Origin of the sequence: Streptomyces sp. NPDC088194 (genome assembly GCF_040702025.1) — a bacterium.
Taxonomy (GTDB): domain Bacteria; phylum Actinomycetota; class Actinomycetes; order Streptomycetales; family Streptomycetaceae; genus Actinacidiphila.
The window spans coordinates 1-26,296 of the sequence record NZ_JBFBIV010000103.1 but is presented as its reverse complement, the minus strand read 5'-3'; the positions used below and the strand labels follow the sequence as shown (position 1 = coordinate 26,296).

Sequence of the window (26,296 nt, the reverse complement as noted above, 5' to 3'; positions counted from 1 at the left end):
TGGCCGTCGAGGGTCAGTTCCTCGCCGTCGTCCAGTTCCACCACCACGCCGTCATGGGTGCTCGACCAGGCGCCGGGCGCGTCCGGGAAGCGGGTCGGGGTCGCGTCCAGCCAGCGCAGGCTGGTGATGGCGAGGAAGCCGTGCGGGTCGGCGAGCACCCGCTCGTGTGCGGTGTGCCACTCCTCCCACTCCCGGGCGAAGCTCGCGCGGTCGGTCTCTTCGGCTTGTGCGGTCATTTCGGCTCCTTGGGCCGGGCGTGTGTCATCCGGGGTGGAGGTGCGGGGTGCTCGTGGGTTCCGGGCTGTGGCCGGGCGCGGTACCGGGGCAGGTGTCGGTGCTGCGCGTGCGACAGCGCTCTCGGTGTCGGCGTGCCGGTACGGATCGGCGGATCAGTGGCCGCTGCGGGCGGCGGACAGCACGGGGGCGTGTTCCTGGCCGGTCCTCACCGTGGTGGCGGCGGGCCGGGGTCGAGTGGAGCTAGCCGACCGTGCGGGGCAGGGAGGCGGCATACGGGCCCGCCATGGCCCCGGGTGCGCCCGGACACATGGCGCCGGCGACGCGTTGGAGGTCGATGTGCCGCCGGGAGTACGTGGCGACCGAGCGCGCACTGGTTTCCCGCACCGCTCCGCCTCCCCGTCCTCTCGGCGCGCGCCTGCCGGACACGCGCCCCTGACGATCCCTCACAAGCCGTACGGTGGGGAGCCGTTGCCATACGGCCCGGCCGGGTTCCCACTGCTGACGCTCATGACCTGCGAGCACCGTAACTCCGCCGTACGGTCGAACACAATCCCCACCCACCTCCGCCCCCGGAGGTGGGGAGGCCGATCGGCGGGCGCGGGAAACGTGAGTTGCGCCGCGCGGGCCCGGGGACGACCCGCCGGTCGTGTCCTGGCAGCCGTACACACACCGGTAGTGCCTGTTTTCGAACCGGGCTGGGGTTGCTTCCAACCCGCTGAATTGAATGGTGGTGATTCAACCCATCTCGCTCGCCGCGAGGGGCAGTGACTCCGGGACAGCCCGATGTCGGCGGTGGCAGAGTGGGAACTGGAGCCAGGAATCCGGCGAGGTGATGGTCAACACGGCGGACACCGTGTTGAAGGCGATCAGCATCGCTGGGCTCGTGGGAGGTCGGCGGTCCCGCTGACGGTCTTAGGCGGTGACGAAGTACGGATCGCGGCCTGCAGCTTTCTCATGCTTCTCGAACTCGCTCGCGAGGAGACCGAAGCGGTGGATGTCCCGATATCCGCCCGCCTGGAACACGTGCTCACGCTGTACGCCCTCTGCAGTGAAACCGAGCTTGTGCTGGAGGGCCAACGACCCCGCGTTGCCCGCGTAGACCTCGGCGTAACAGCGGTGATACCGCCGTTCTCCGAACATGAATGACAGGACCAGCCGCATGGCTTCTGACGCGTAGCCCCGTCGCTGGTATGCGGCACCCAGGTGGATGCCGTAGTGGAAGTTGCCGTTCAGCCGGTCACAGTCGTTCAGTACGATGGCGCCCACCAGGTCGCCGCTGTCCAGCGCCTCGATGATCAGGAAGTACTCGTCCTCCGTGCGGCTCGGCCCCTTCTCGCTCTGGTCCTGAATGCGCTTGCGGGCCGCGGCAGCGGAGATCGGCAGCATCAGCCGCTCGCCGTTTCGCTGCGTCTCCGCTTCCAGCTCGAACGCGGCCAACTGCTCCCAGTCCTCAGGCTCCACGCCCCGCAAGCGCACCCGCTCACCCGTCCAAAAGCGCGTCACTTCAGCCATGTCCAGCCCCCTGTCATCACTGCCAAGCACCGTTCCCACCCTGCCGCACACGGTCGGTCCCCTGTCCAGAGGGCCCTCACAACAGGCGTCTGAACGGAGATCCTTCGCCGCACCGGCAGCAAACAGGACCGCAGTTCGTACCCGACCCCGGGAGGTGATGATCAACACGGTGGGCACCGTGATGAAGATGATCAGTCCCGTTGGGATTCGCGGGAGGCCGGCTGTCCGCTTCTGCGGGAGTTTCGGCGGGTGATGCGCCTGGTCTTGAGGGTGATCGCGGCCCAGACGATGGTGATTTCGGGATGCATCAGCCGCAGCCGGAACAGCGCCTCTTTGGCCTCGTTGCGGTCGGTCATGTCGGCGGGGGTGACCATGACGAACAGCGGCAGGCCTTTGGTGTCCACGACCAGGTGCCGTTTGCGGCCGTTGATTTTCTTCCCGGCGTCGTAGCCGCGGGAGTCGTTACCGACGGTCTCGGCGGCTTTGATCGACTGTGAGTCGATGACGGTGGCCACCGCCCCGGGCGCCCGGCCCGTCTCGCGGCGGATGCGTTTGCGGAGCTGGTCACGGATCTGGCCGATGACGCCGGCGGCGGCCCAGCGGGCCATGAAGCCGTAACACGTGCGCCAGGGCGGGAAGTCCTTGGGCAGGACCCGCCACTTGCAGCCAGTGTCCACCACGTAGCGGATCGCGTCCACGATCTCCCGGCGCGGGTGCTTCTCCGGACGGCCGCCGGCCGGGGTCTCCCATGCCGGGACCGGCAGCAGGGGCTCGATCAGGGCCCATTCGTCGCTGAGCTGGGTGTTCAGGTGCTTGACCCACCGGCTTTTGGGTTGCAGCACGGCGTGGGGGGCGACGGTCCCGGTGATGAACCGGCGGATCTCGGTGAGCTTGCCGCGGATGACCGAGACCTCGTATGCCTGGAGCTCGGCGGGTTCGTCGTCGCCGAGCTGCCGGTCGCGCATCCCGGGGACGGCCCGGCCGGCCGCGGCGACGAACGCGTGGCAGGCGGTGACCAGGTCCAGGAACTCCACCGACCGGTCGATATTCTTCACCGCCGAAGCGACGGGGCTGGAGTCCTCGAAGTGCTCGCGGGCCTGCCGACCCCGCTCGACCTGGGCGTGATTGACCTGGTGACGGGCGGTGTCGTCCGACATCGCACGCGCCGGGTTCACGGCATCCTCCGCTCCTCGGGGAAGAGGCTCTGCCCCGTACTCCGGTCGATGACCGAGATGGCCTCCACCGGGCAGGTGAACGCGGCGTCCAGCACGCGCTCTTCGGGAGCGACGCTGGTCGCGGTCGGTTGTGATCTGCCGGTGCTGCCGAGTGCGAACCGGCCGGGAGCGGTGCTCGCGCACACGCCCGAACCGATGCAGCGACGGCTGTCGACCTCGACCGTCCAGTCGTCCGCCATGCGTTTCCTCTCTGTCCGCACGCGCTGTTGCCCCGCCGCTCCTCCCGAGCCTCCGGAAATTCTCTTTCCGAAGGCATATGCAATTCCCTGCGCGCGCAGGCGGAATGGTGCCGGTGCGGTGCGAGGGGGCGCCGCCTCAAACTACCCGGCATAATTCCCGGGCGAAAGGCCGTCGCAATCAGCCATCTTCAGCCTGCGTCAGAACTGGCTTCATGGCCGGGACCGGTCCGCCGCTGGGCGCCTCGTGCGGCTGATGCCGGACGCGCTTGCCCCTCTCCCGCGTCCTCTTTGCCCCTGCACAGGCGGAATCTGCGGCCGGAGCGGGGCCCGTCCGGGGCCGCCGGTGGACCGGCCGCTCGACACGATCCGCGACGGCGCCGACGAGCGCGTTCGGGACGGTGCGCCGGTGTCCTGATATCCGCCGCATTTCCCCCTCGGCTGTTGGCATTGCCGGTTTCGCCCCTGATGATGATCCGGCCGGTGAACCCGACCGAGCACGGTAGGGCCGGTGAGGTGAAAGGAATCCTCCATGAACGAGGAAATCGAGCAGCTCACGGACGAAGACCTGCCCGAGCTTGCGCTGTTGGTCGACATTCCCTCGGGCGACGAGTCCTGACGGTACGTCCGCACATCGCGTCTCCGCGGCGGGCCTTCCCGGGCCCGCCGCACATCGCTGCCGAGGACCTGGAAGAGGGTGCATGCGCGTCGAACCGGATGCCCAGGAGGCCGTCCACGAGCGGACCCAGGTGCTGCGGCGCCTGCGCCGCGTACTGGAACGGGCGGAGCTGACGCCGCCGGCGCCGGAAGCGTTGCGCCATCCGGCGGCGGCCGAGGTCGCCCACCTCGCTCAACACGCGCTGCGATTGGGCCCGTTGAGGCCGGAGCAGCACAGCCGTCTGGCCGCGCGGCTGGAGCGGGTGCCGCCTGCCGCCTTCGGCCCTGCCGACCCGCAGGACCATCTGGACCGGAGCGTGACCCGGGCGCTACGCGCCATCCCGGCGCGGCAGGGCGCCGACGGACAGCCGGTCACCGCCGTCCTCACCGTGTGGGACGAACGCGAGCGCGCCTCGCTGGCGCGGGCACTCGGCCTGCTCACCCGCGTCTGGCCGGAAGCCGCCGCCGAGGTACGGGAGACGGTCACCGAGATCGCGCTGCTCGACGGCGAGGCGATCAACGGGTTCACCGACTTCACCGTCCACGGCGCCGTCCTGATCCACCGGGCCCGGCTGACGGACAGCGCCGCCGGACTGCCCGGCCACGTGCGGTTCGCCGAGGCACTGGTACACGAGGGCACCCACACCCGGTGCAACGCCGCCGCCCTGACAACCCCGTTCCTGGAGCCGGGCGACCAGGCACAGGACGCCGACGGCACCGGCCGCGCCGGCGAGTTGCTCGTCGAGACCCCGTTGCGGGCCGACCCCCGCCCGCTCACCGGCCTGTTCCAGCAGACGGTGGTGCTGGCCCGCAGCGTGGAGTTCTACCTGCGGCACACCGGCGCTGACCCAGCCGTCGACTCCCGGCGCGCAACGCTCCTGCGCGGAGCCCACCAGGCCGTGGACACCCTGAACGCGCACGCCGACCAGCTCACGGACGACGGGAAACGGCTGCTCGCCGAGTGCGGCGCGCTCATCGGAGCGGACAGGTGACGCCCTGGACCCCCCAGGTGTTCGCGCCCTACCCGCGCCGGCCCGACCTGCTGTTCGCACGGGTGGCGGCCCGCTCCGCCGCGTTCGACGGCACCAGCGCCGCAGGAGGAGCGCCGGTCCTCGTCGGCAGCGCCGCGGGCCACGAGCGCGACCAGGTCGCCGTCAGCGCGCGAGGTGAGCTGCTGGAGCGGCTCGGCAACGTGATGGCCGGGCGCGCGGCCGAGGCCGCCGCCGAACTGGTGGGCAGCGTTGCGGAACTGCGCCGCAAGGGGATACCCGTCCTCGAACCGTACCCGGGCGCGGACACCCGTCGGCTGTGGGTGCGCGGCCGGACCGCGGACGGCGCGCAGGTGTGCGTCCCGGCGGGCGCGGCCTTCCTCCAGCACCGGCCCCCGGCCGGCTGCGACGCGGCCCGGACGGCCGGCTCCACCGGTATCGCGGCCCACCCCGACCGGCGGGCCGCGATACGCCACGCGGCATGGGAGGTACTCGAACGGGACCTCGTGCGGCGCAGCTGGTACCGGCTCACGGACCGGCCACCGCACCGGATACCGTTCGACCCCCCGCCGGCACTCACCGCCCACCTCCAGGACCGGGCACTGACCACGACGGCCTTCGCTCTCCCCGCTCCGCCCGCCACGGCCTGCGTCGTGGTGTGCCTGCACCGGCCGGACGGCACCGGCCAGGCGTTCGGGGCACGCTGCGGACCGGCGGACACCGTCGCGTCGCTCGCCGAGAAAGCGGCCTACGAGGCGCTGATGGTCCGTTGGAGCATACGGACCCCCGTGGCCCGCGCGACCTGGGCACGCTGGCACGGGACGACACCGCCGGCGACCGCCGTCCAGCACGCGCTGTGGGCCTTCCACCGCCAGGACAGCCTGGGGCTGTGGAACGTGGGCCCGTTGTCCGCCGTGGCTCCGCCCGCGCACGGCGGGACACCGGACCCGCTCGATGTGCTCGCCGCCCACACCGGCCAGGACGTCGCCCTGGTCGACAGCACCTCGGCGACCGCCCGTGACGCCGGGGTCAGGGTGGTCCGCGTGCTGGCCCCCGGAACCAGCGCGCTGCCGTCCGGCACAGGCCCCGGGCACCCCCACCCCTTCGGCTAGGAGCCCCATGCCCCCCGACCCCGCGCGGCCGAGCCCCGGCTACGCCGCCGACATCCCCGACGACTACGACCGCTGGTTCGGCAAACCGGGGATCACCGGGGCGACCGTCGACGCGCTCGCCGCCCTCGCCGGTCGCGGGCCGGTCCTCGAACTCGGCGTCGGTACCGGCCGAGTCGCCCTGCCGCTGCGGGCACGCGGTCTCGCGGTGCACGGCGTCGAAGGGTCCGAGGCGATGCTGCGCCGGCTGCGCGCCAAACCCGGCGGCGAGGGTATCCCGGTGACCGTCGGCGATTTCGCCGACGTACCCGTCGACGGCAACTTCAGCCTGGTCTATCTGGCCGGCGGCACCTTCGCTGAACTGCCCGACCAGGCCGCCCAGATCCGCTGTTTCCGGAACGCGGCGGCACGTCTGGCACCGGGCGGCCTGTTCGTGCTCGACGCCCACGTGCCCGAGGCGCTGGCGGCGGCCGGAACGGAGATCGTCGCCGAGGGGGAGGACCTCCTGGTGCTGTGCCACCGCAGGCTCGACACCGCGGCGCAGCGCTACCACTCGTACTACGTCATCCACGAAGGCGGACGCACCCGGCAGTTGCGCGTCGCGTTCCGCTACGCGGGACACGGGGAGCTGGACCTGATGGCCGCTCAGGCGGGACTTCGGCTCAAGGAGCGCTGGGGCGGCTGGACCCGGGCGCCCTTCACGGCAGACAGCACCTACCACGTGTCCGTCTACGAACGCCCCTGACCCCACGACCAGCGCGCCGACCAGGACGGCCACCCTGTGACGCGTCGACGGAGGCCCCGATGGACCAGCCGGAACAGCTCAGGGAGTTCCCCTTCCCGCACCGGGACGGCCTCGACCCCGTGCCCGAGTTCGCCGAACTGCGCCACAGCGCCCCGGTCGTCCGGGTCCGGATGCCCAGCGGGGACACCGCGTGGCTGGTGACCCGGCACGCGGACGTGCGCCGGGTGCTGGCCGAGCCGTGCTTCAGCCGGGCACGGGCGACCCGGGGCACGGGACCGCGGTACGCCCGCACGACCACCCTGCCCGACTCGATCCTTGCCGCCGACCCGCCCGACCACTCCCGGCTGCGCCGGCTCGTCGCACCCGCCCTCGGCGGACGCCGGGCGGAGGCGATGCGCGGCGCCATCGCGCTGCTGGCCCATGAACTGCTGGCGGACCTGGAACGACGGCCATGTCCCGCCGACGCCGTCGCGGGCTTCACCCGGCCGCTGCCGCTGACCGTGATCTGCGACCTGCTGGGGACACCTCGCGTCGACGGCGACCGGCTCGACGCGTGGAACGACGCGCTGCGCAGCCTCACCGCGATGCCGGACGCCGAGGTCACGGCGGCGGTCGACGACATGACCGGCTACCTGGCCCGGCTCGTCACCGCCAAACGCGCCCACCCCGGCGACGACCTGCTCAGCGCGCTCATCGCCGCGCGGGACGCGGGCGACCGGCTGAGCCAGGGCGAGCTGATCTCGTTCTGCGTGGTCCTGCTCGCCGGCGGCTACGGCACCACCGCCGACCGCCTCGCCGGCCTGATCCACCTGCTGCTCGACCGGCCGGAGCGCTACGACCTGCTCGTCCGCGAACCGCACCGGGTCGCCGACGCCGTCGAGGAGCTCCTGCGGTACGCACAGGCCACCGTCGGGGCGAACCTGCGGGTGACCACCAAGGCCGTGTCGCTGAGCGGGGTGGAGATCCCGGAGGGCGAAGCGGTGATCGCGCTGACCTCCTCGGCCAACCACGACGAGGACGTCTACCCCGCACCCGACCTGCTCGACCTGACCCGGGCCGCGCCCGCCCACCTGGCCTTCGGACATGGCGCGCACTTCTGCGTCGGGGCACAACTCGCCCGGGTCCAGCTCCAGGAGGCCCTCGCGGCCCTGGTACGGCGCCTTCCGACCCTGCGCGCGGCAGGCCCCCCGCAGTGGAAGCGCGGCCAGATCACCCGGTCCCCGCGGACCCTGCCGGTGCGCTGGTGAGCCGGGCGGCGGCCCGACTGCCGCCCGCCCCCAGCAGGACCCGGGCCCCCACCGGACCCGGCCCGGCCCGCCGTCCACCTCGGGGCCGCGGGAAGCGTTCCCGACCGGCAGCGGTGACGCCGGCCGACCGGCTCCACGAGAGCAGAGAGTAGGAACCATGCGCATCGCGTACCTGCACGGCGGCAGCATCCCCTCGTTCTTCGCCAACGGCGTCCACGTCATGCGCATGTGTGACGCGTTCACCGACGCCGGACACGACGTCACCCTGTACTCCCTGCCGGGCACCTACACCGACCAGGACCCCTACACGTACTACGGCGTCCGCCACCGCTTCCCGATCCGGCTGGTCCCCGCCCCCGACTACACCCAGGACGGCTACCGCCGGCGCGGACAGGACATCAGAGACCTGCTCACCGGTGACGCCGTCCCCGACCTCCTCTACTCCCGGGACCCGCACACCCTCGCCGTCACCGCCGACCTGGCCCCGTTCGTCTACGAGGTCCACCAGCTGCGCCGGGACCTGCCCGCCGGCTTCGAAAGAGCCCTGCTCAGCCACCCGCGGCTGGCGCGGGTCGTGGTCGTCACCCGCGCGCTCGCGCACGATCTCCAAGCGGCCTACCCGGAACTGGGCACGCTGCCGATCCACGTCGCCCCCGACTGCGCCGACCCCCCGGCCGCCGCCACGGCGACCGCCCCGCTGCCGGGACGCCCCGACGCGCCGACGATCGGCTACGTCGGCCACCTCTACGACGGGCGCGGCATCGACCTGATCATCGATCTCGCCGGGCGGCTGGCCGCCTTCGACTTCCACCTGGTCGGCGGCACCACCGAGGACCAGGCCCGCTGGCAGGAGTCCTGCCCGCACCCCAACCTGTACTTCCACGGGCACCAGCCGCCCTCCGAACTCCACCGGTACTTCCCCCTGTTCGACGTCGTCCTCGCCCCTCACCAGCCGAAGGTCTACACCTGGGGCAGGATCGACGAGATCGGCCGCTGGACCTCCCCGATGAAGCTGTTCGAGTACATGGCGCACGGCCGCGCCATCGTCGCCTCCGACCTCCCGGTCCTGCGCGAGGTGCTCCAGGACCGCGTCAACTGCCTGCTCCGCCCGTCCGACGCGCCGCAGGCATGGGCCGACGCCCTCACCGAACTGATCGCCGACCCGCTACTGCGCGCCTCACTCGGCGAGGAGGCCAGGCGGCAGTTCCTCCAGCACTACACCTGGCGCCGCCGCGCCGACCTGGTCCTCGCCGACCTCGCACCACGGGGGACGGGCGGCCTCGGAACACCGGCGACACGCAAAGCCCCTACGCCGGCCGAGGGCCTCCACACGGCGGACACCGCAGCCGTCAACGACTGATCCGCTCTACGCGTCCAGGGAGGATTCCGTGCGCCACGGGAACGATCAGCGGCCGGCACCGACCAGAGTCGTCGTCACGGGGGCCGCGGGCTTCATCGGCTCGCACCTCGTCGAGGCCCTTCTGACGAACGGGAACACGGTCGTCGGCGTGGACCGCCGCGCCCCGGACGGCGACCCGGCGACGACGGCACGTCTGAGCCGCGCCCTCAAGCACCCCCGCTTCTCCCTGGTCACCGCCGACCTGCGGACCTGTCCGCTCACCGCCCTGTTCAGGCACTCCCACGCCGTCTTCCACCTCGCCGCGCTGCCCGGAGTACGCGGCTCGTGGGGCGAGCAGTTCGGTGAATACACGTCATGCAACGTCTTCGCCACCGAACGCGTGCTGTCGGCCTGCGAGGAAGCCCGCGTTCCCCGCCTCGTCTACGCCTCCTCCTCCAGCGTCTACGGCAGCAGCGCCGGAGCCACCCACGAGACGACCGCACCCCACCCCGAGTCCCCCTACGCGGTCAGCAAACTCGCCGGAGAACAGCTCTGCCTGGCCCACGCGGACCAGGCCGCCTCCACGCTCACCGCAGTGGTGCTGCGCTTCTTCACCGTCTACGGCCCCCGCCAACGCCCCGACATGCTCATCGGCCGGGCACTGACGGCGGCCCTGGGCGGCCCGGAGTTGACCCTGTACGGGGACGGCGGCAACTCCCGCGACTTCACCTACGTCGGCGACATCGTCCGCGCCGCCGTCGCCGCCGCGACCCGCCCCGTCGGCACGAGCGTCCTGAACGTCGGCGCCGGCGTCAGCACCAGCGTGGCCGAAGTCCTGTCCACCGTCGAGGAGTTGACCGGCCACGCGGTGCCCGTCACCCGCCTGCCCGCCCAGGCGGGCGACGTGGACACCACCCTCGCCGACCGGTCACGCGCGGCGGAACTGCTGGGCTGGGCGCCGCGCACCACCCTCCGCCAGGGCATCTCCCGGCAACTTGCCCACCTCACCGCCGACTCGCTGCGCCTTTGAAGGCCCGGTTCCCCGGCGGTCAGCACGCCCGCCGACAACTCCGGCGCCCGCGCTGCCGCCTGCAGCGTCGCCGGACCCCGTCGGGGCGACCGGGGGAGTGGGCCGTGCGCCAGGCCGAAACGCGGCTCTTGGAACGCGCAAGGGCGCACGCGATGATGGTGCGTGCTCGGGCCGGTGCCAGCGTGCCGACGTGCCGACGTGTCGACCGCCTGGCCGCCGCCGTGGGAAGCGGCCGGTCCGCGATACCCGACCGCCTCCCGGTCCCGGCCGTCCGGGTCAAGCGCGCCCCGCCCGAGGCGGCGCCCGGCAGGTCCCCGTGAGGACTCACGCGACACCGCCCGCCCGTCTTGGCCCACCGCGAGGAGACGCCCATGGACGCAACGGACATCACGTGCCACGAACCGGCCGCCGGGATTGGTGCCGGCCGCCGCAGGCCCGCCCGGCCGGCGGGACAGGGGTAGGCCGGCCGTGCGCATCGCCTACCTGCACCCCGGAAGCGTCCCGTCGCTGTACGCCAACAGCGTCCACGCCATGCGCATGTGCGACGCGTTCGCGCAAGGCGGCCACGAGGTCACCCTCTACACCACGGCGGGCACCTTCACCGTCGACGACCCGCACGCCTACTACGGGGTCCGGCCCGGCTTCCACATCCGGTGGGTGTCCGGCCCCGACTGGACCCCGGCCGGCTACCGGATACGCGCCGCCCGCGTGCGCGGCCTGCTCACCGGCCCGGACACCCCCGACCTGGTCTACGGCCACGACCTGTACGCCCTCACGGCCGCGGTCGGCGTCGCGCCGCTGGTGTACGAGACCCACCGCCTGCGAGACGACCCGAACACCCTGGGCATCGAGGCGCGCCTGCTCAAGTCCGGCTCGCCCGCCCGGCTCGTGGTGATCACGCACGCCCTCGCCCACGCCTACCGGGCCGCCTACGGCGACGAGGGCCTCCCGCCGATCGTCGTCGCCCCCGAGGGCGCCGACCCGCCCGCGTCCCCCGCGGATACTCCGGCGCTGCCGGGACGCCCGGGCGTGCCCCGGATCGGCTACGTCGGCCACCTGTACGAAGGGCGCGGCATCGAGCTCATCCTCGAACTGGCCGACCGGCTGCCGGGCCTGGACTTCCACCTGGTCGGCGGCACCCCCGAGGACCTCGCGCGCTGGGGCGGGCGCCCCCGCCCCGCCAACGCGCACTTCCACGGGCACCGGCCGCCCGGCGCCGTATGGTCCTACTACCCGCTCTTCGATGTCGTGCTGGCCCCGTACCAGACGAAGGTCTACACCGCGGACGGGCTCGGCGAGACCGGCCGCTGGGCCTCTCCGATGAAGGTGTTCGAGTACATGGCCCAGGGCCTTGCGGTGATCGCCTCCGACCTGCCGATCCTGCGCGAGGTCCTCCAGGACCGGGTCAACTGCCTGCTGCGACCGCCCGCGGAGCCATCGGCCTGGGCGGACGCGCTCCTCGAACTGCTCGCCGACGAGCCCCTGCGGCGCGCCCTCGGCGCCGAGGCCCGGCACCAGGCCCTGGGGCGGTACACCTGGCGCCACCGCGCCAACCGCGTGCTCGCGGGCCTGCCGGGCCTGCCCGGCCTCGGACCCGGGGGGAGCGAGGCGCTTTAAGGACTTGTCCGGCCGATCGTGTGACTACTCCGTCCACGGGTCGTTGATGTGGACCTGGGGCGGGGAGATCTGACGGATGCCGAGTGAAACCGGCTGCGGCCGTTCCTCCCGCTGAGCAACGGTCGTTGCGGGCAGGTGGCTTTGGATCACCGTCAGGTGATCGACGGGATTCCGCACCGGGTGCGGACCGGCGTTCAATGGCGGGACCTGCCCAAGCGGTTTGGCCCGTAGAAGACCGTCTTGCCCTCAGCTTGATTTTGTACCAGTTCGTCGGGGTTTGGTGCCGGTCTTGTGGTGGGCTGGTCGCTGGTATGCCTCGCCGGTAGTGAGGACTTGTCCCACGTCGTGGCGCGGTGAGGGCCGGTGGTCTTTCGAGCCGGGTGAGCGTCCGGGGCCGGGGCTGGTGGGTTTCGGTGCGCTGGCCGGCGAACCGGTTCTCATGCGGAGGTTCCGGAACCCTCGCCGGACGCGGGCCGGGGTGAGCCTGTGCGGTGGTGCTGACTTCTCCCACGGCCTGCGCAGGTCGGCGGCGAGCGGGCGGGCGAGGCGGAGTTGGGTGTGGGCGGCGATGATCACCCAGGTCCAGCGGTCGGCGGCGGCCGAGTCGCGCAGTCGGGGCCGGGTCCAGCCGAGGGTCTGCTTGAGCATGCGGAAGGTGTGCTCGACGTCGAATCTGCGGAGGAACGCCTGCCAGCAGCGGTCGACGTCGGCCGCGGTGGCGCCGGTGCGTGACCACCACAGCCAGACCGGCTTGTTCACCCCGCCGGACGGGAACTGTTCGTCCGTCAGGCGGATGACGGTGCCCTCGATGATCGGCAGTGGTCCGTTGTGGTCGAGCCGTGCGGCCCGCTGGGTCAGCCTGGGGCGCAGCCGGTCCCACGCCTGGACGGTGGCCGTGCCGTAGAGCCGGGTGTCGGTGTCGGTGTCGGTGTCGGTGACGGCCTGCTCCTGGCGCCAGGTGGCGGGGTCGCCGAAGACGAACTCCCCGCCGTGCTTGGGCAGCCGGCCGCCCTTCGGCTGTGCCCGGTAGAACTCCTCCCACGAGGGTGCCGGCCGACGCATCGCCCAGTCCGAACGGGTTCGGCCCAGGATCTCGACCAGCAGGTCGGACAGCAGGTAGGCGATGCGCGGCACGTCATAGCCGGCGTCCAGAACGATCAGGATGTCCGGATCCCCTTCGCCCCACTGGCCTGCGGCGATGAGGCGTTCGATGACCTCACGGCCCTGGGCGGCGGTAGTGGCGGCCAGGTCCGCGACGGGGGTGAGCCGTCAGGCAGTCATAGAAGTCCGTCCGGAACCGGGACAACACAGCCAGGGACTCGACGCGGACAGCATCGTGCAGCAGACTCACCTCGCGGCCTTGGCATGATCGACAACGCACATGATCACACCAAGGCTGCGTCGCTGTCCGGAAAAGGTGGAAACGCTCCTGACGCTGGCAGGAGACCTTCAGGCACAGACCAGTGATGCGCGGATTCGAGCGATGCCGCGCAGGATCTCGTCCCGATTCTTCGCGCGCTTGATCCACAGTGGCAGACGGGCGACCAACGTCATCTTCTGCCCGGTGTCGTACCAGGGCGCTCGTTCGCGCAGCGGCGCTTGGACGAAGCGCCGCAGCAAGTCGAGGTGTTCCAGGTCGTACGCCCACAACCACCCGTGTCGAGTCTCAATTTGGAGCCACAACGGCACGCCGAAGTATGGATCAGTCGCTGGCGCGGCGGTGCCCCGGGAGAGGGCGACAGCACGGCCGCTCCACAGCCGTGACAAGCCGCAACTACGGCAGACCAGACGCCTCGGCCTGAACAGGGTCCGACCTCCGCAGCCAGAGTTGTCGGCCGCTGGAATGACAAGGGCGGCCTTCGCACAGCCAGGGCATCGCACCATGATTGAGCTAAGGAAGTCGTACTCGGTGCTGCGCGGATCTCGGAACCGACCGGAGGACGAGGCCATGCAGTGAGTATGCAACTGCCCACGGAGCCAGCGCACCCCTATTCGACGCCTCGTGTGCGCCCCCCTGCCATCCCCGCCAAGAGCCACGTGAAGGTTAAACAACAAGCTCAGCCCTGGTGATGGAGGAGGCGGAAGGACCGCGGACAGGGCGCCTCGGGGCAGCGGGACCGGTTCACGTCGTGGCGGCCTGCCCCGTAGCCCGCCGCCGTGGAAAACCGGAGACGCGATGGAGGGGCCGGCCGCGGAGCGTCCCGGCCGAGGGACTGTAAATCGTTCGCGGTCAACGCCTCGCTGCGTGAGCTCGCCCCGACGATGACCCACCGGACCCAGTTCCGTGCCCGCCCCTCGACTTGGGATCCTCTGCCACCACTGCCATCCGGGCGCAACGGCCGCGGCCAAGCAGGACGCAGGAAGGATCGTCAACCCCAGGGCACCGCGTACCGGGTCGAGAGGCTGTCGTTTTGTCGCGAGGAATTCCGGAAGTGGGAGGTCCCCCCTCCAGTCCGTGAAGTGCTCCTGAAGGCTTTTCTTTCTGCGGAGCGACCTCCTCGAACTGCCCCTGTGCGTCACAGTCGGAGGGTACTGCCGATGGAACGCGTGACCACAGTCGGAGAGCCCGGCCCTTCGGCCGCGCCGCTCACCAGCGCATGCCGAGTGCGTCGAGTTCCGCGCGCCGTTCGGGCGCCAGCTTGTCGGCCCGTCGTCGGCAGTTGTCGACGAACAGCCCCAGTTTCACGATGGTCTGTGACCCGTCCGGCTCGCTGACCTGGACGACCGTCTTGCGGCGAACGGCCTGGAGGCTGCCCTCGCGGGTGTGGAACTCCTTGGCGGCGCGGATGTTCGTGGCCCATTTGTCGGCCTGTGTACGGGGCGCTTGTGGCCGCTCGTCAGGCGCTGCGGGGGACAGGTGGAGCATGTTCTCCAGCATCCACACCTGCGCGGGCAGCAGTTGCTCCCAGCCGAGCCGCTGCGCCTGCACCCAAGCCCCCAGGTCTTCGCCCTGCAAGGTCATCTGCCCGGGCACGGTGGGCAGCGGGGTGCCGGCTTCGATGAGGTCCTGGCACAGCTTGTAGCAGCGTTGCCAGGTGACGGGCCAGGTCGGGCACCAGGACGGGTCGATGGCCTCCAGGGCGTCGCGGCGTTCTTCGGTCAGTGCCCCGGTGGTGGAGCCGACGGGCAGGCCGGCCTCGCGCCGTTCCTAAATCTGCGCGGCCTTGCGTCCGTAGGTGCGTTGGTTCTTCAGCTTGATCTTTAACGACCGTGTTGGTTAGGCGAGTTGATGTCCGTCTGGCCAGGGGGGTCGGGACGACAGCGGTACGACCTTGGTGTGATCATGTGCGTTGTCGAGACGCTGTTGATCATGCCAAGGCCGCGAGGGTGAGTCTGCTGCACGACGCTGTCCGCGTCGAGTCCCTGACCGTGTTGTCCCGGTTCCGGACCGACTTCTACGACTGCCTGACCGCCCGCGCGGACGCGCTGTTCGAGCTGACCGACGCCGTGCTGTGCACGGACGTACCGGTGCGGTCGCTGGTCGACCTCGCCCTGGCACCCGAGCACCGCCGGGGTCACGGCTCCCTCTACGCCGGCCTGAACCGCGGCGGGCTCGATGTCGCCCCGGCTGCGGCGAGTTCTGGCCCGGGGTGCCGCTGCCCAAGGCAGCCGACGGGCGCTTGGTCCTGGCGGTGGACGTCTCGCCGTGGCTGCGTCCGGACGCCGGAACCGTGCCGGATCGCTCGTTCTGCCACACCTACGGCCGCGGCGGCGCGAAGCACCAGATGATGCCCGGCTGGCCGTACTCGGTCGTCGTCGCCCTGGAGAGTGGCCGCACATCCTGGTCCGCTCTCCTGGACGCGGTCCGTCTCACGCCCGGCGCGGACTTGGCGGCGGTCACCGCTCGCCAGGTCCGCGAGCTGGTCGAGCGGCTCGTCGCGGCGGGCCAGTGGGCCGAGGGCGATCCGGAGATCTTGATCGTGCTGGATGCCGGCTATGACGCCCCTCGCATCGCCTACCTGCTGTCCGGCCTGCCGGTCGAGATCCTGGGTCGGACCCGGTCGGACCGGGTGATGCGCCGCCCGGCACCCTCACGGGAAGAGTTCTTCCTGGCCCACCCGAAGGGCGGGCGGATGCCCAAGCACGGCGGGGAGTTCGTTTTCGGCGACCCCGCCACCTGGGGCGTCGAGCAGGGCGTCACGGTCACCGAAACTCGGCTCTACGGCAAGGCCACGGCACGGGCCTGGGACCGGCTGCACCCGCGGCTGACCCAGCGGGCCGCATGGCTCGACCACGACGGGCCACTGCCGATCATCGAGGGCATCGTCATCCGCCTGACGGTCGAACAGTTGCCGTCCGGCGGGGTGAACAAGCCGGTCTGGCTGTGGTGGTCACGCACCGGCGCCACCGCGGATGACGTCGACCGCTGCTGGCAGGCGTTCCTCCGCAGATTCGACGTCGAGCACACCTTCCGCATGCTCAAGCAGACCCTCGGCTGGGCCCGGCCCCGCCTGGGCGACTCCGGAGCCGCCGACCGCTGGACCTTGCTGATCATCGCCGCCCACACCCAGCTCCGCCTCGCCCGCCCGCTCACCGCCGACCTACGCAGGCCGTGGGAGAAACCGGCGCCCCCGCACAAACTCACCCAGCCCGAGTCCGGCGCGGGTTCAGGAACCTCCGCACGACGACAGGTTCTCCAGCCGGTGCACCGAAACCCACCAGCCCCGGCCCCGGACGGCCGCCCGGTTCGAAGAACCGGCGACCCGCAACCCGCCACGACGTGGGACAAGTCCTCGCTACCGGCGAGGCATACCAGCGACCAGCCCACCACAAGACCGGCACCAAACCTCGGCGCGTACAGTGACAGGCGGCCGTTCATGGCCCTCGCTCGCCCAGTACACGATCGCGATACGCGCGCCAGGCGTCCAAGGCGGACCGGGCTGAGTCAGCGGTGAGGAAGTCTCCCGAACCGGTCTCGAAAGCTCGCGCCTTCAGGGCATCTGCGACCGCGAGAGCCGCAGGAGCTGCTGCTTCGCTGTCGCCGTGGATGAACAGGCTCACCCCGGTGACCGGCGCGTCGTCCGCTTCGTTGACCGGGGTGCTGATCGAGAAGCCCGGCCCTTCGTAGTCGCCCCACCCGTTCGGTGAGAACTCGATGCCCGACAGCACCTTCGAAAGGACACCGCGAACATCCCGGCCCGTGCCCAGACTCGGCGGATCCCAGTCATCGGGGATCTCGTCGATGGCACCAACCTCGGGCGGAAACTGCATGATGAAGACGTCCCAGCTCACCCGCTCAAGCTACGCGTCAGCACTGACACTCAACCCGTCGCTTAACCAGCCACCTGGTTAAAAAACAAACTTAGGTCCGCACCAGGGGCAAGGCCGGGCTGGCGGGGCTTCCGCTCTGCTGTGACATCTCATGGGTTGGTGCCACCCCCCGATCACCGCACGGCCGGGCACGGCAGGGCGGTGGCACTGGGAAGGCGACACGCCCTGCTGGGTGCCGACGATGGCCAGAGGTAAGGACCAGTTGGTGGCCCCCGCGCTCCTCGTGCGGCTTGAGAATGCGGCGCCGCATCGACAAACCCGCCCGGAATGTGAAGATGCGGGACCGAGTCTTGGAGCATCAGACCGGTGCGGGCTTATGTGCGGAGTGAGGGCGAAGATTTTCGGCTTTGTGCAGCGGCCAGGATTTTCGACGCAGAGCAACTTATTCACGCGAGAGCGTTTGGGTCGGCAATAAAGGCGAGGTCGCTCGTTGAGAGAGGCCGTTCCTTCCGGGTTTTTTCGTGGACCTCATGAAGGGTTAGAGTCTCAAGGAACCCTCAATTCCACGCCTTTGTGGCGTAGGTCACATCATGAGCTCAATGAAATGATTTTACAGCCTTTTTCCATCGATCCGATACGGATATATCGCACCAAAAGGGAGAGTGGCAATCCGGGGATGCGAGTCCTGTGCTGAGTAAAGAAACTCCAAGGGCGTTCCTCGGGTGGCGTGCAGCATCTACCGTCTCCGTTGGTCGATGCGACGCTTCGTAACGACTCGATCACCCGATTTTGCCGGGTGTCCTCTTTGTGGAGGACGTGAATTTCCGGCGTGCTCCCACGAGAGGGTTCTCCCTATGCAGAGACCACTGCGTCGTGCCCTGGCTGCTACGGCGGCCGCCGGCAGCGCGGCGCTACTTGTTTGTTCCCTCGGCGCCGGCACTTCCGCCGCGGTGGGCTCGCCGGGCTGCGAGCAGGACCCCTGCCCGACGGCTTCTCCGACGCCCACCCCCACGGAGACGACTCCCACACCGGAGCCGACCGATGGGAGCAACGACGACGGCGACAGTGGAGTCATCGAGACGGCCCCTCCCGTCACGCCGACCGAAACGCTCACCGACGCCCCGACCGACCCCGCGGGAACGTCCGCCGACCCCGTGGCTCCGACGGATGGCGACATCTACAACGGCGTCAGCCCGGATGGGAAGTACTGCATCCCCGGCGGGTGGTACACACCGACCAAGATGTACGGCAAGTACATGAGGCCCGTCGGTGCCGTCCAGTCCGACGTCAACAACACCTCCCGCAGCGCCACCGTCACCTTCAACGCGCTGGCATCGGCCACCGTCGGTGTAAGCCTCAGCGCCAAAATCAACGTCTCTGTCGGAGCCTTGCTCGCCAAGATCAAAGCCGAGTACAACATCGAGTTGAGCACATCGGTCACCGCGTCGCTGAGCAACTCCATCTCCACCACCATCCCCGCGCACAAGACCGTCAACGCGGAGTACGGGGTGTGGCGCCGCAAGTTCACCGGGACCACGCACCACCAGTACGCCGACTGCGCCGTCACCAGCCACGCGGTCACCGCGTACGGTCCCTACCGGGTGGGCTGGTACCTGTGGGAGGGATGATCCGCGTTTTCGCCGTGGCCGTAACCTCGCTGGCTGTTGCGGCCGGAATGACCGGCTGCACTTCTACCGGGCACGCGCACGGCACAGCGAAGGAGTCGAGCACGCGGTCGGCCGGTCCCTCGGTGGCGCTCTCGGGCGCGAGTCCGTCGTCGACGCATTCACCTGCTGGGTCGGCCGAAGCGGATCCCGCGCGGCCACTACCCTTGCCCGACCATCAGAAGGTCCTCTACCAGACCCAGGGCAGGCGAGCCTCGGTCAACCTTGCGGTGTTGCCGCAGATTCCCCGCGGCACCGTGGGCATCGTGGTGTTGTGCAACGGCCCTGGACGGATCCTCATCCACCTCAGCAGCATCGCTTCCTTCGGCGCGGCCTGTGGATCAGGCCCGGGTGTCTACAACGAGATCGCACTTGGTAGTGCCAAGAAGAAGGTCGCCGTCTCCGTGACCGGATCGGTGAAGAACGAGTGGGCTCTGACCATGGGCTGGACATCGGTGATTGATAAACCGGCCGGCTGACAGCGAGAAGCCCGCGTGGGGGGGAAGCCTGCACGCGGGCCCCAGCCGGGTACGGACGCGGCCGGGCGGCGGCAGTGGGAGGGCAGCCCGTCCGCTCCCAGGGGTGAGACGGATTCCGGCGCGGAGGGCCGGTGCTGGCGCCGCGCAAGGCGAGGGTGAGGGCGGTGCGGCGGGCGGTGGCCCAAGTGGTCAGGCCGCGGGCGGTGTGACGGGCCCGATCGAGGCCAACTGCGCGGGCGGTGGCCGGGGCATCGGGGGAGTCGGAGGAGAGGACCTGCACGACGCGTACGCCGAAGCGGTCCAGGAGTTGATCGAGGCGAAGGCCGAGGGCGTGCAGCCGCCGGCCGCGCCGGCCCGGGCACACCGCCTACACGGGGAGGGTCACGTCGACCAGCGGCCCGTCGGCCTGCGGTAGCGCAGCCAGCTGCCCCACACCGTGTTCCTGGTCGTCGCTCACCCCTCCAACCTAGTTCGATTATCCGTTCGATTCCATGGTGGAACGGCGAGTTCCCCCGGACCCGCCACGCGTTCCACGGACATCACTACCGCAGGTCACAGCCGTGGAACGGTGGAAAGCGGCGACCCGTGCAAGTGGGTGGGCAACCGCCCCGGCCGCTCCCCCCGCTGGCGCGTGAGCCGCTCGAATCGGTGGGGAACAGTGGTTATCGGCGGGGAATTGGGCAATCAGGGCGCGAAGGAGCGGCGGGCCGCGCGCGGCTACCGGCGGGGCACGTGGCTGCCGGTAGCCGCGGACACCCCTTGACCAGACCCCTTGTCCGGCCCCTTGACCAGGCCGCGGCGCGGTCGGCCGGCCCTCGTGTTTCCCCTGGACAGCGGTGGGTGCCCGGCAGGAACAGACCGCGGACAAGGGGCGGTTGTGCAGGCTGCGGTCCGGATCGTCGGCGGTGGGTGCCGGCGGGCGGAAGGAGGGTCGCGGTGACAGGCACACAATCGGGTGGGCGGTACAGGCCCGCGCGGCCGGCGCGGCGTGCATTCTGGAGGGACCTGCGGAGCGGCATGGGAGGGCACTGCTGCGGCAGGGCAAAGTACATGGAAGCGGCGCGGGGCAGGGTTCGGGCAGGTCAGCGAGTCGGGCAAAGTGCACTGCTGCCGGCGCGAACGGCAGGGCGGGCACCGGCTGGTGGCTGCGGGCGGGGTCGGTGCGCGGCGTCGGCCGGTGTCGGGGGCGGGCTACCGGTGGTTGTCCGAGGGTGATACCAATGCAGCCCCCAAGGGTGCACCCGACCCCTCGCACAGGTCCGGGACGTTCTGCCTGGTCAGGCCCCTTGTCCTGACATCACCGGCGGTGCCGACAACCCCTCTGCCCTCCACCCTCCTTGGCCGCACCTGGGGGAAGGGGACGGTGCGGCGTAGGCGGGCGGCAGGGTGCGAGGGGTCCAGGCCCGGTTTCTGCCTCCGGCGGGCCCTGGCCGGGCGGCTGGCCGCCGCTGGGTGCGTCGGCCGGGAAGAGAGCCGGGCCGGGCTGTCGGCGGCTTCGGCGACCATGGACAGCCTCCACAGCACGATCGTAGGCGGGGAGGCGTCAGATGACGGACGGGGCAGGCTCGGTGACCAAGCCGGGGGAGAAGCAGGCGCGGCGGCCCCGGTCGACGGTGCGCGACCAGAAGGACGTGCTGCGGGTGCTGGGTGTGCTGAAGGTGGCGACGGCGACGCAGATCATGCAGTTGGTCCGCCCGCACCTGGCGGACAACAAGGCGATCCGCAACGCGCTGCTGGTCCTGCAAGCAGAGAAGAAGGTGATCTCGTAGGGCAGCACCGCCGGGCCTGCGGGGAAGTTCGGTGCGCCGGACCGACACGGGGAGCCGTCGCAGAAGCTGTGGGGCCTGACCCCGCTCGGTCTGGACGCCGCCACGAAGGCCCTGGAACGTGACCCCGACCTGATGGGCAGCCACGCCCGCGGCGCGGGCACCGGCGGCGCGCCGCACGCGATGGCGGTCAACGCCACGATCGTGGCCTTCATCCGCGGCGGCAGGGCGCCGGGGTCTCCGGCCGGGGTCCCCGGCCGGGATCGGCGGCCGGGATCGGCGGCCGGGATCGGCGGCCTGGATCGGCGGCCTGGAGGCCTGGCGCACCGAAGTGCCGCACCCGCTGTCCAGCTCGGGCAAGCGCAACGTCCGTAGCGATGCGGTGTTCCAGGACAAGGCCGCCGGTGTGCCGCTGCTGATGGTGGAGGTCGACCGGGCAACCGAGTCCGCGCACGTCCTGGCGGACAAGGTCGGCACGTACGCGGACCTCTACGCCCGCCGTGTCCGCGACCCGGCACTGCCGGCGAGCACGGGCCGCGGCACGATCCGCGGCGAGATGAACACGGTGCCGTTCTGGGCCACGCTCTACCCCCGCACCGGCCTGCCCGGCCTGCCGCCGCTGGCGATCGTGCTCACTGGGGCCGGCCCCACCGCGCTCACCAACCGGATGCGCGCGGTCGCCGACCTGTCCCGCGAGTTCTGGGCCGGGCAGGAGCGCGCCGACTACCGCTACCGGGCGACCGAACCCGACGACGACTTCTACCTCGACTTCACCGCCAAGGTCCCGCTGGTGATGACGACCCTGGACTGCCTGCAGCAGCACGGCCCGATGGGACCGGTGTGGTTCCGCGTCGCACAGCACCGTGGCCGCGAACCCGAATTGTTGCTCCAGGCGCTCGCCGACACCCACACCGCAGCCGAGTACCGCCAGCGCCGCAAGCAGCGCGAGCGCGCCGCCGAAGCCGAGCAACAGCGCCGTGAGGCAGCCGAGCAGAAGCGACTGGATGAGGAGTGGGCGCGTTCGGAGTGGTTCGAGAAGCGGGAGAAGAAGATGAAGAAGCTCGCCCGTCTGTGGGACGAAGCCGCCACCGGAGACGAGCGGTGAACCTCGGGCCCGCGCATGTCGGCCTAGTGACAGTGGCGGGGGCCGGATGTGTCACTGCCGCGACAGTGACGCTGAGCTGCTCGCTCCAGCCTTCGCGTCCGCTCGGGGAGGTCCTGGAGCGTAGCGGGCGCGTCAAGGGCCGTCCAGGTCTGCGACAGGTAACCCGGTCCGACGATACGACCGGGACACCCAGGCAAGGCCGCTGTGCGGCCCTTGGGCCGGTGGGAGCAGCCCGGTCCGGCTCCATCCCGCGTCAGCCAGGCGTCCACGGCGGTGTGCAAGAGCCGGAGTCGGCTCATCCGGAAAATCCGCTTACCTGCCGCACTTTCTCTCAAGTAATCTGCCGCTCCCGGCGGTTGATTCGAAAGGCGTACATGAGCGGTCCCAGCGAGCAGCAGTACCGTGACGCGGTGGTGAAGCTGGTTGCCGACTTCCGAGAGGCGAAGACGGTAGAGGCTAAGCGGCCCTGGTGGCGGCCCGTGTTGATAGGGCACGGCTGGTGTACTGAAGTGCATCGTCTTGCTGAAGCCGCTCTGCACCTTCTTGACCTTGGGTACGGCCACGAAGCACAGATTCTGCTCCGCACGATGTTCGAGAGCACCATCAGTCTGCACTGGCTCTCTCAGAAGGGCGACGTCGGCGCTATGGCTGTGTTCACAGAGGGGGACCGTGCTGCCCGCGCGGCAGCCCAGGACATGGAGAAGTCCTTTGCTCTGCCGCAGGAGCTTTTGGACACCATCAAGAATCAAACGATCAACAGGACCGCTGAAAGCGACATCTTCCGCAAGTTCCAGGCTCAGTGCGACGAAATCGACCCCAAGCGGGAGCTCTACTCCGTCTACCGCCACCTGTGCAGCTACGCCCATCCGAGTTCGACCGGCGCCTTCCCGTTCATTGACTGGGACGCCAAGCCGGTGCACCTGCGCGATACACCGAGGGAGCCGCCCGGCGGCTCTCCGGTGCCGGTGACTGCTGCGATGTGCCTGGTCTGGGCTGGGCGTGCCTTCGACGAAATAGTGGTAGGCAAGCCGCGTAAGCAGTTCCTACGCGGGATCGCGCGTGACCTCGGACTACCCGCGATGCTCCCCTCGATCAACTGACCTGCTTGCACGGATCGCTGCTACCAGCGCATGCCCAGCTCGGTCAGCTCCTGGCGCCGCTCCGCGCTGAGCTTGTCGGCCCGCCTGCGGGCGTTGTCCACGAACATGCCCAGCTTATGGGGCACGCCGTCGACCTCTTCGACGTGCTTCCTCGGCACCTGGAAGTGCCCCTCACGGGCGTAGAACTGCCGGGCGGCCGCGAGATTGGCCGCCCACTTGTCGGCCTGCGTACGCGGCGCTGGAGGCCGCTCGTCGGGCCCGGCGGGGATGAGGTGGAGCATGTGCTCGAGCATCCACTGCTGCGCGGGCAGCAGCTGCTCCCAGTCCAAGCGTTGCGCCAGCACCCACGCCCCGAGATCCTCGCCCTGGAGCGTCATCTGCCCGGGGCCGGTGGGCAGCTCGGTGCCGGCCTCGATGAGGGTCCGGCACAGGTGATAGCAGCGCTGCCACGCCACCGGCCAGGCCGGGCACCACGACGGGTCGATCGCCTCCAGCGCGTCCCTGCGTTCCTCGGTCAGCGCCCCGGCGGTGGAGCCGACCGGCAGACCGGCCTCGCGCCGCGCCTCGATCTCCATGAGCTTGCGACCGGCCGTCCTCAAATTTTTCAGCCATACCCCCGTCGGATGGCCGTCGAAGACCGCCGTCGTAGGGGCCAGAAGGTGACCGTGCTCGGCCGCCCACCCCTGCGCTGCTGCCAGTCCCTCCTGAAAAGCGACGTCCCAGTGCGACCAGACCATGCCGAGTTCTTCAAGTTCTTTCACCCGTGAGGGTTTCATCTCACCCGCGTTGAAGAACCTCCGCTGATCGGCAATCCACGTCCCCAGCGGAAATCCTGCGGGCTGCCAGTCCTCCGGAGTGGTGAAAACGTACGGAACTTTCAGATCCCCGTTCTCTTTCACATACCGGGTCGCCGCCTGGACTCCCTGACGCCAGTACGCATTTTCCGGCTGGAGAATCCTCAGCTTCATGAACTGCGCCAAGACGGCAGGATCACGCGGGGTGGAGAAGGACAGCAAACTCTGCGCGGGGGCAGACGTACCGCCCTCTTCTCCCCGCCCGGCCGCCCTGATCTCCGCCACCGCGGGCTTCCGGTGGCGCGTGTTCGACTGCTGCTCCGCCAGAGCCTCCACGGTGTCCGCGTCATGACTACGCAGAGCAGCCAAAATCCGGGCCAACCCGTTGTACCCCTTGGACGTGAGCATGGCGTCCGGGTCCTCGCCCTTGCCCAGAAAAACAGGCACGACCAGGCTCGCTACCTTGCCTTCTCCCGGTTTCATGCGCAGGGCGCGGCCGACGATCTGGAGGATGTCGACGGCCGATCCGCGCACGTCTCCGAAGAACACAGCGTCACAACCCTTGGTGTCGACGCCTTCCCCCAAAATTCGAACGGAACTGAGCAGCCGCAGCCGCATCGGGACCAGGTCCCCGTCGACGCGCTCCCCGACCGGATCGGCGAACGTCGCCAGCGTCGCCTTGCGGTAGTCCGGCTTGTGCTCCCCGCACAACCACGACGCCCACACCCGATCCGGTTCCGGGTAGGTCTCGGGGTCGTCCTCCCACAGCCGCGTGGCGACGGCCGGCACCCCGGCCGCCATCGCTTCGGCCTCGCTGGTCCGGTAGTGGAACGTGAGCATCCTGCGCAGGCCCTGCTCCGCGGCCGTCTTCACCGCGGCGGTCTGCAGGGCCGCGAGACGTGAACCCCGTACGTTGTCCGCCCTGGCCTCGATCCCCAGCAGCGCGGCCGCCTGGAGCTCCGGGTCGGTCACGTCGACACACACCACCTGCCACGCCGCGACCAAGCCCAAATTGCGGGCCTGCGAGAGCGTCAACTTGTACGCCACGCTGCCGAACAGCCCGTCCGGGTCGTCCTCCATGCTGGCCACCAGCACCGGCGCGCTACTGCCGCCCTCGTCAGTCTCCGGGGCCTCCCACACGCGCGGCGTCGCGGTCATGTAGAGCCGCCGGTCAGCCGGGACGCGGGTGTTGTCGTGAATCGCCGCCCACGGCTTCGAGCCCCGCCCACTGACCCTGTGGGCCTCATCCACCACCACCAGCGACCAGCTGGCCAACCCCGCCTCGTGCGCCCGCTGAAGCGTCCCCAGACCCACGCTCGCGTACGTGGCGAACACCGTCACCGTCTCCAGGCCTTTGGTCCACGCCACCAGCTCGTCCACATCCGTCGTACACGCCGCCAGCCCCTGCGCCTCATCCGCCCGCAGCGAGCAGATCCCGTAGAACGGCCCCGTGCGCCCGCCAGCCCGCCACGCGGCCGCCATCTGCGTCAGCAAATCCAGGGTCGGCACCAACACCAAAACCCGCGCTGCCCGCAATTTCCGCGCGGTCAGCACGCCCATAAAGGTTTTTCCCGATCCCGTGGCCGCAATGACCTGCGCGCGCAGGCCCTGCGCGGGCATTTCATGACCGGGCTGCAATTCGAGTGCCCGCACCGCCGCATCGGACGCCTCGATCTGATGCGGAAGCGGATCCATCTCCACGACTGTGTTTTCCGCTTCTGCTGTGACCACTGCCACCATGGTTTGACGCTCCCCCATCCCGGGACGATGCGCGGCCCCGGGCGGGTGTGCTCCGGGGATAGTGTCTGAGTCCAGAGGCTAGCGTACTCTCAAGGATGACGCAGTACCGATCGGCCCCCACGACCGGAACTGGCCCCCACCCCGCGCACACTCGATCCCCTGCCCGCCCCCGACTTGCTGCTCGCCTCCCGCATGGCGTGCGAGTGTGGGCAGTAGCCTGTGCGCGAGGAGAGGGGGTGGGCATGTCGCGGACGCGTAAGATTGCGGTTGCTGCGCTGGCGCTGGCAACTGTCGGCGTGTGCTGGAAGGGCCGAGGTTGGCTCTACTACATGTGGGTTACCTGGCGCGAAGGCAGGGACTGACGAAGGCCGACTCCGCCCGAACCCGACCACCCCACACCCCCGACCCCACCCCGGCCCGGACCACCCCCTCCCTTCCTGGCCAGCCGCTTGTCGCCGGGCGCCATCGGCGCGCGGAGCGCGGCTGTGGTGCACCGGTTGCGGGGCGCGGAGCGCGCCGCCAGGGCCCAAGCGAAGCGCGGGTC

20 protein-coding genes and 6 pseudogenes are annotated in these 26,296 nt (G+C 70.3%); 15 read left to right on the top strand and 11 right to left on the bottom strand.

All coding sequences use genetic code 11. The annotated features are described in order from the left end of the window. The 6 genes and pseudogenes from AB0399_RS34875 to AB0399_RS34850 form a co-directional block, all read right to left on the bottom strand. A pseudogene (locus AB0399_RS34875) lies at positions 1 to 236 on the bottom strand (hypothetical protein); the annotation flags it as partial. 241 nt (positions 237 to 477) lie between these two features. Next, positions 478 to 621, bottom strand: a complete 144-nt coding sequence (locus tag AB0399_RS34870) for a putative leader peptide (protein WP_366414018.1) — start codon at positions 619 to 621, stop codon at positions 478 to 480. Positions 622 to 1,149: 528 nt separating this feature from the next. After that, the gene (locus tag AB0399_RS34865) at positions 1,150 to 1,749 is read right to left on the bottom strand and encodes a GNAT family protein (protein WP_329361124.1); all 600 of its coding nucleotides are present in this window, start codon (positions 1,747 to 1,749) and stop codon (positions 1,150 to 1,152) included. 278 nt (positions 1,750 to 2,027) lie between these two features. Further along, a pseudogene (locus AB0399_RS34860) lies at positions 2,028 to 2,558 on the bottom strand (IS5 family transposase); the annotation flags it as partial. 90 nt (positions 2,559 to 2,648) lie between these two features. Continuing rightward, a pseudogene (locus tag AB0399_RS34855) lies at positions 2,649 to 2,912 on the bottom strand (DUF6192 family protein); the annotation flags it as partial. An 8-nt stretch (positions 2,913 to 2,920) separates the two neighbouring features. Next, a complete protein-coding gene (locus AB0399_RS34850) occupies positions 2,921 to 3,163 on the bottom strand; it encodes a ferredoxin (RefSeq protein ID WP_329361122.1) in 243 nt (80 codons plus the stop codon). A gap of 698 nt (positions 3,164 to 3,861) precedes the next feature. Here AB0399_RS34850 and AB0399_RS34845 point away from each other — a divergent pair. From AB0399_RS34845 to AB0399_RS34810, 8 genes and pseudogenes are all read left to right on the top strand, one after another. Further along, complete coding sequence (locus tag AB0399_RS34845; RefSeq protein WP_366414017.1) at positions 3,862 to 4,809, top strand: HEXXH motif-containing putative peptide modification protein; 948 nt, start codon at positions 3,862 to 3,864, stop codon at positions 4,807 to 4,809. Next, complete coding sequence (locus tag AB0399_RS34840) at positions 4,806 to 5,918, top strand: YcaO-like family protein (protein WP_366414016.1); 1,113 nt, start codon at positions 4,806 to 4,808, stop codon at positions 5,916 to 5,918. The genes AB0399_RS34845 and AB0399_RS34840 overlap by 4 nt, the downstream gene beginning before the upstream one ends. Before the next feature lie 7 nt (positions 5,919 to 5,925). Further along, positions 5,926 to 6,660, top strand: coding sequence for a class I SAM-dependent methyltransferase (locus AB0399_RS34835; protein ID WP_366414015.1), 735 nt, complete (start codon positions 5,926 to 5,928; stop codon positions 6,658 to 6,660). A 59-nt stretch (positions 6,661 to 6,719) separates the two neighbouring features. After that, positions 6,720 to 7,907 (top strand): cytochrome P450, encoded by a 1,188-nt coding sequence (locus AB0399_RS34830; protein ID WP_366414014.1) that lies wholly within the window; start codon positions 6,720 to 6,722, stop codon positions 7,905 to 7,907. Between the two features lie 157 nt (positions 7,908 to 8,064). Beyond that, on the top strand, positions 8,065 to 9,267 hold the full coding sequence (locus AB0399_RS34825) for a glycosyltransferase family 4 protein (RefSeq protein WP_329361112.1): 1,203 nt from the start codon (positions 8,065 to 8,067) through the stop codon (positions 9,265 to 9,267). Between the two features lie 28 nt (positions 9,268 to 9,295). Beyond that, positions 9,296 to 10,276, top strand: coding sequence for an NAD-dependent epimerase/dehydratase family protein (locus AB0399_RS34820; RefSeq protein ID WP_366414013.1), 981 nt, complete (start codon positions 9,296 to 9,298; stop codon positions 10,274 to 10,276). A gap of 468 nt (positions 10,277 to 10,744) precedes the next feature. Further along, complete coding sequence (locus AB0399_RS34815) at positions 10,745 to 11,893, top strand: glycosyltransferase family 4 protein (RefSeq protein WP_366414012.1); 1,149 nt, start codon at positions 10,745 to 10,747, stop codon at positions 11,891 to 11,893. Positions 11,894 to 11,986: 93 nt separating this feature from the next. Further along, positions 11,987 to 12,121 (top strand): annotated as a pseudogene (locus tag AB0399_RS34810) (transposase); the annotation flags it as partial. An 18-nt stretch (positions 12,122 to 12,139) separates the two neighbouring features. Here the strand turns inward: AB0399_RS34810 and AB0399_RS34805 are convergent. The 3 genes and pseudogenes from AB0399_RS34805 to AB0399_RS34795 form a co-directional block, all read right to left on the bottom strand. Then, positions 12,140 to 13,186: pseudogene (locus AB0399_RS34805) on the bottom strand (transposase); the annotation flags it as partial. A 156-nt stretch (positions 13,187 to 13,342) separates the two neighbouring features. Next, positions 13,343 to 13,843 (bottom strand): hypothetical protein, encoded by a 501-nt coding sequence (locus tag AB0399_RS34800; RefSeq protein ID WP_366414011.1) that lies wholly within the window; start codon positions 13,841 to 13,843, stop codon positions 13,343 to 13,345. A 637-nt stretch (positions 13,844 to 14,480) separates the two neighbouring features. Then, the gene (locus AB0399_RS34795; RefSeq protein ID WP_366414010.1) at positions 14,481 to 14,855 is read right to left on the bottom strand and encodes a helicase associated domain-containing protein; all 375 of its coding nucleotides are present in this window, start codon (positions 14,853 to 14,855) and stop codon (positions 14,481 to 14,483) included. A gap of 365 nt (positions 14,856 to 15,220) precedes the next feature. Here AB0399_RS34795 and AB0399_RS34790 point away from each other — a divergent pair. Further along, positions 15,221 to 16,697 (top strand): annotated as a pseudogene (locus tag AB0399_RS34790) (NF041680 family putative transposase). Between the two features lie 11 nt (positions 16,698 to 16,708). On the opposite strand, the gene AB0399_RS34785 reads toward AB0399_RS34790, so the two are convergent. Further along, the gene (locus AB0399_RS34785; RefSeq protein WP_366414009.1) at positions 16,709 to 17,125 is read right to left on the bottom strand and encodes a hypothetical protein; all 417 of its coding nucleotides are present in this window, start codon (positions 17,123 to 17,125) and stop codon (positions 16,709 to 16,711) included. 1,133 nt (positions 17,126 to 18,258) lie between these two features. Here AB0399_RS34785 and AB0399_RS34780 point away from each other — a divergent pair. The 6 genes from AB0399_RS34780 (at position 18,259) to AB0399_RS34755 (ending at position 23,218) form a co-directional block, all read left to right on the top strand. Next, positions 18,259 to 18,732, top strand: a complete 474-nt coding sequence (locus tag AB0399_RS34780) for a hypothetical protein (protein ID WP_366414008.1) — start codon at positions 18,259 to 18,261, stop codon at positions 18,730 to 18,732. Further along, positions 18,729 to 19,247, top strand: coding sequence for a hypothetical protein (locus AB0399_RS34775; protein ID WP_366414007.1), 519 nt, complete (start codon positions 18,729 to 18,731; stop codon positions 19,245 to 19,247). Before AB0399_RS34780 ends, AB0399_RS34775 begins: the two co-directional genes overlap by 4 nt. Positions 19,248 to 19,452: 205 nt before the next feature. Continuing rightward, positions 19,453 to 19,662, top strand: a complete 210-nt coding sequence (locus AB0399_RS34770) for a hypothetical protein (protein WP_366414006.1) — start codon at positions 19,453 to 19,455, stop codon at positions 19,660 to 19,662. A 1,132-nt stretch (positions 19,663 to 20,794) separates the two neighbouring features. Further along, positions 20,795 to 21,016, top strand: coding sequence for a hypothetical protein (locus AB0399_RS34765; protein ID WP_366414005.1), 222 nt, complete (start codon positions 20,795 to 20,797; stop codon positions 21,014 to 21,016). Between the two features lie 259 nt (positions 21,017 to 21,275). Further along, a complete protein-coding gene (locus tag AB0399_RS34760; protein ID WP_366414019.1) occupies positions 21,276 to 22,118 on the top strand; it encodes a replication-relaxation family protein in 843 nt (280 codons plus the stop codon). A gap of 374 nt (positions 22,119 to 22,492) precedes the next feature. Then, on the top strand, positions 22,493 to 23,218 hold the full coding sequence (locus AB0399_RS34755; protein ID WP_366414004.1) for a DUF5677 domain-containing protein: 726 nt from the start codon (positions 22,493 to 22,495) through the stop codon (positions 23,216 to 23,218). A 20-nt stretch (positions 23,219 to 23,238) separates the two neighbouring features. Here AB0399_RS34755 and AB0399_RS34750 read toward each other — a convergent pair whose 3' ends face one another. After that, positions 23,239 to 25,752, bottom strand: a complete 2,514-nt coding sequence (locus AB0399_RS34750) for a Helicase associated domain protein (protein ID WP_366414003.1) — start codon at positions 25,750 to 25,752, stop codon at positions 23,239 to 23,241. Positions 25,753 to 26,296 lie beyond the last annotated feature (544 nt).

Bases quoted from the DNA above. Each gene is read 5' to 3' on its own strand.
- AB0399_RS34865 (WP_329361124.1), bottom strand. From the start codon at position 1,749: ATGGCTGAAGTGACGCGCTTTTGGACGGGTGAGCGGGTGCGCTTGCGG.
- AB0399_RS34850 (WP_329361122.1), bottom strand. From the start codon at position 3,163: ATGGCGGACGACTGGACGGTCGAGGTCGACAGCCGTCGCTGCATCGGT.
- AB0399_RS34845 (WP_366414017.1), top strand. From the start codon at position 3,862: ATGCGCGTCGAACCGGATGCCCAGGAGGCCGTCCACGAGCGGACCCAG.
- AB0399_RS34835 (WP_366414015.1), top strand. From the start codon at position 5,926: ATGCCCCCCGACCCCGCGCGGCCGAGCCCCGGCTACGCCGCCGACATC.
- AB0399_RS34830 (WP_366414014.1), top strand. From the start codon at position 6,720: ATGGACCAGCCGGAACAGCTCAGGGAGTTCCCCTTCCCGCACCGGGAC.
- AB0399_RS34825 (WP_329361112.1), top strand. From the start codon at position 8,065: ATGCGCATCGCGTACCTGCACGGCGGCAGCATCCCCTCGTTCTTCGCC.
- AB0399_RS34800 (WP_366414011.1), bottom strand. From the start codon at position 13,843: ATGGCCTCGTCCTCCGGTCGGTTCCGAGATCCGCGCAGCACCGAGTAC.
- AB0399_RS34795 (WP_366414010.1), bottom strand. From the start codon at position 14,855: ATGACCTTGCAGGGCGAAGACCTGGGGGCTTGGGTGCAGGCGCAGCGG.
- AB0399_RS34775 (WP_366414007.1), top strand. From the start codon at position 18,729: ATGATCCGCGTTTTCGCCGTGGCCGTAACCTCGCTGGCTGTTGCGGCC.
- AB0399_RS34765 (WP_366414005.1), top strand. From the start codon at position 20,795: ATGACGGACGGGGCAGGCTCGGTGACCAAGCCGGGGGAGAAGCAGGCG.
- AB0399_RS34755 (WP_366414004.1), top strand. From the start codon at position 22,493: ATGAGCGGTCCCAGCGAGCAGCAGTACCGTGACGCGGTGGTGAAGCTG.
- AB0399_RS34750 (WP_366414003.1), bottom strand. From the start codon at position 25,752: ATGGTGGCAGTGGTCACAGCAGAAGCGGAAAACACAGTCGTGGAGATG.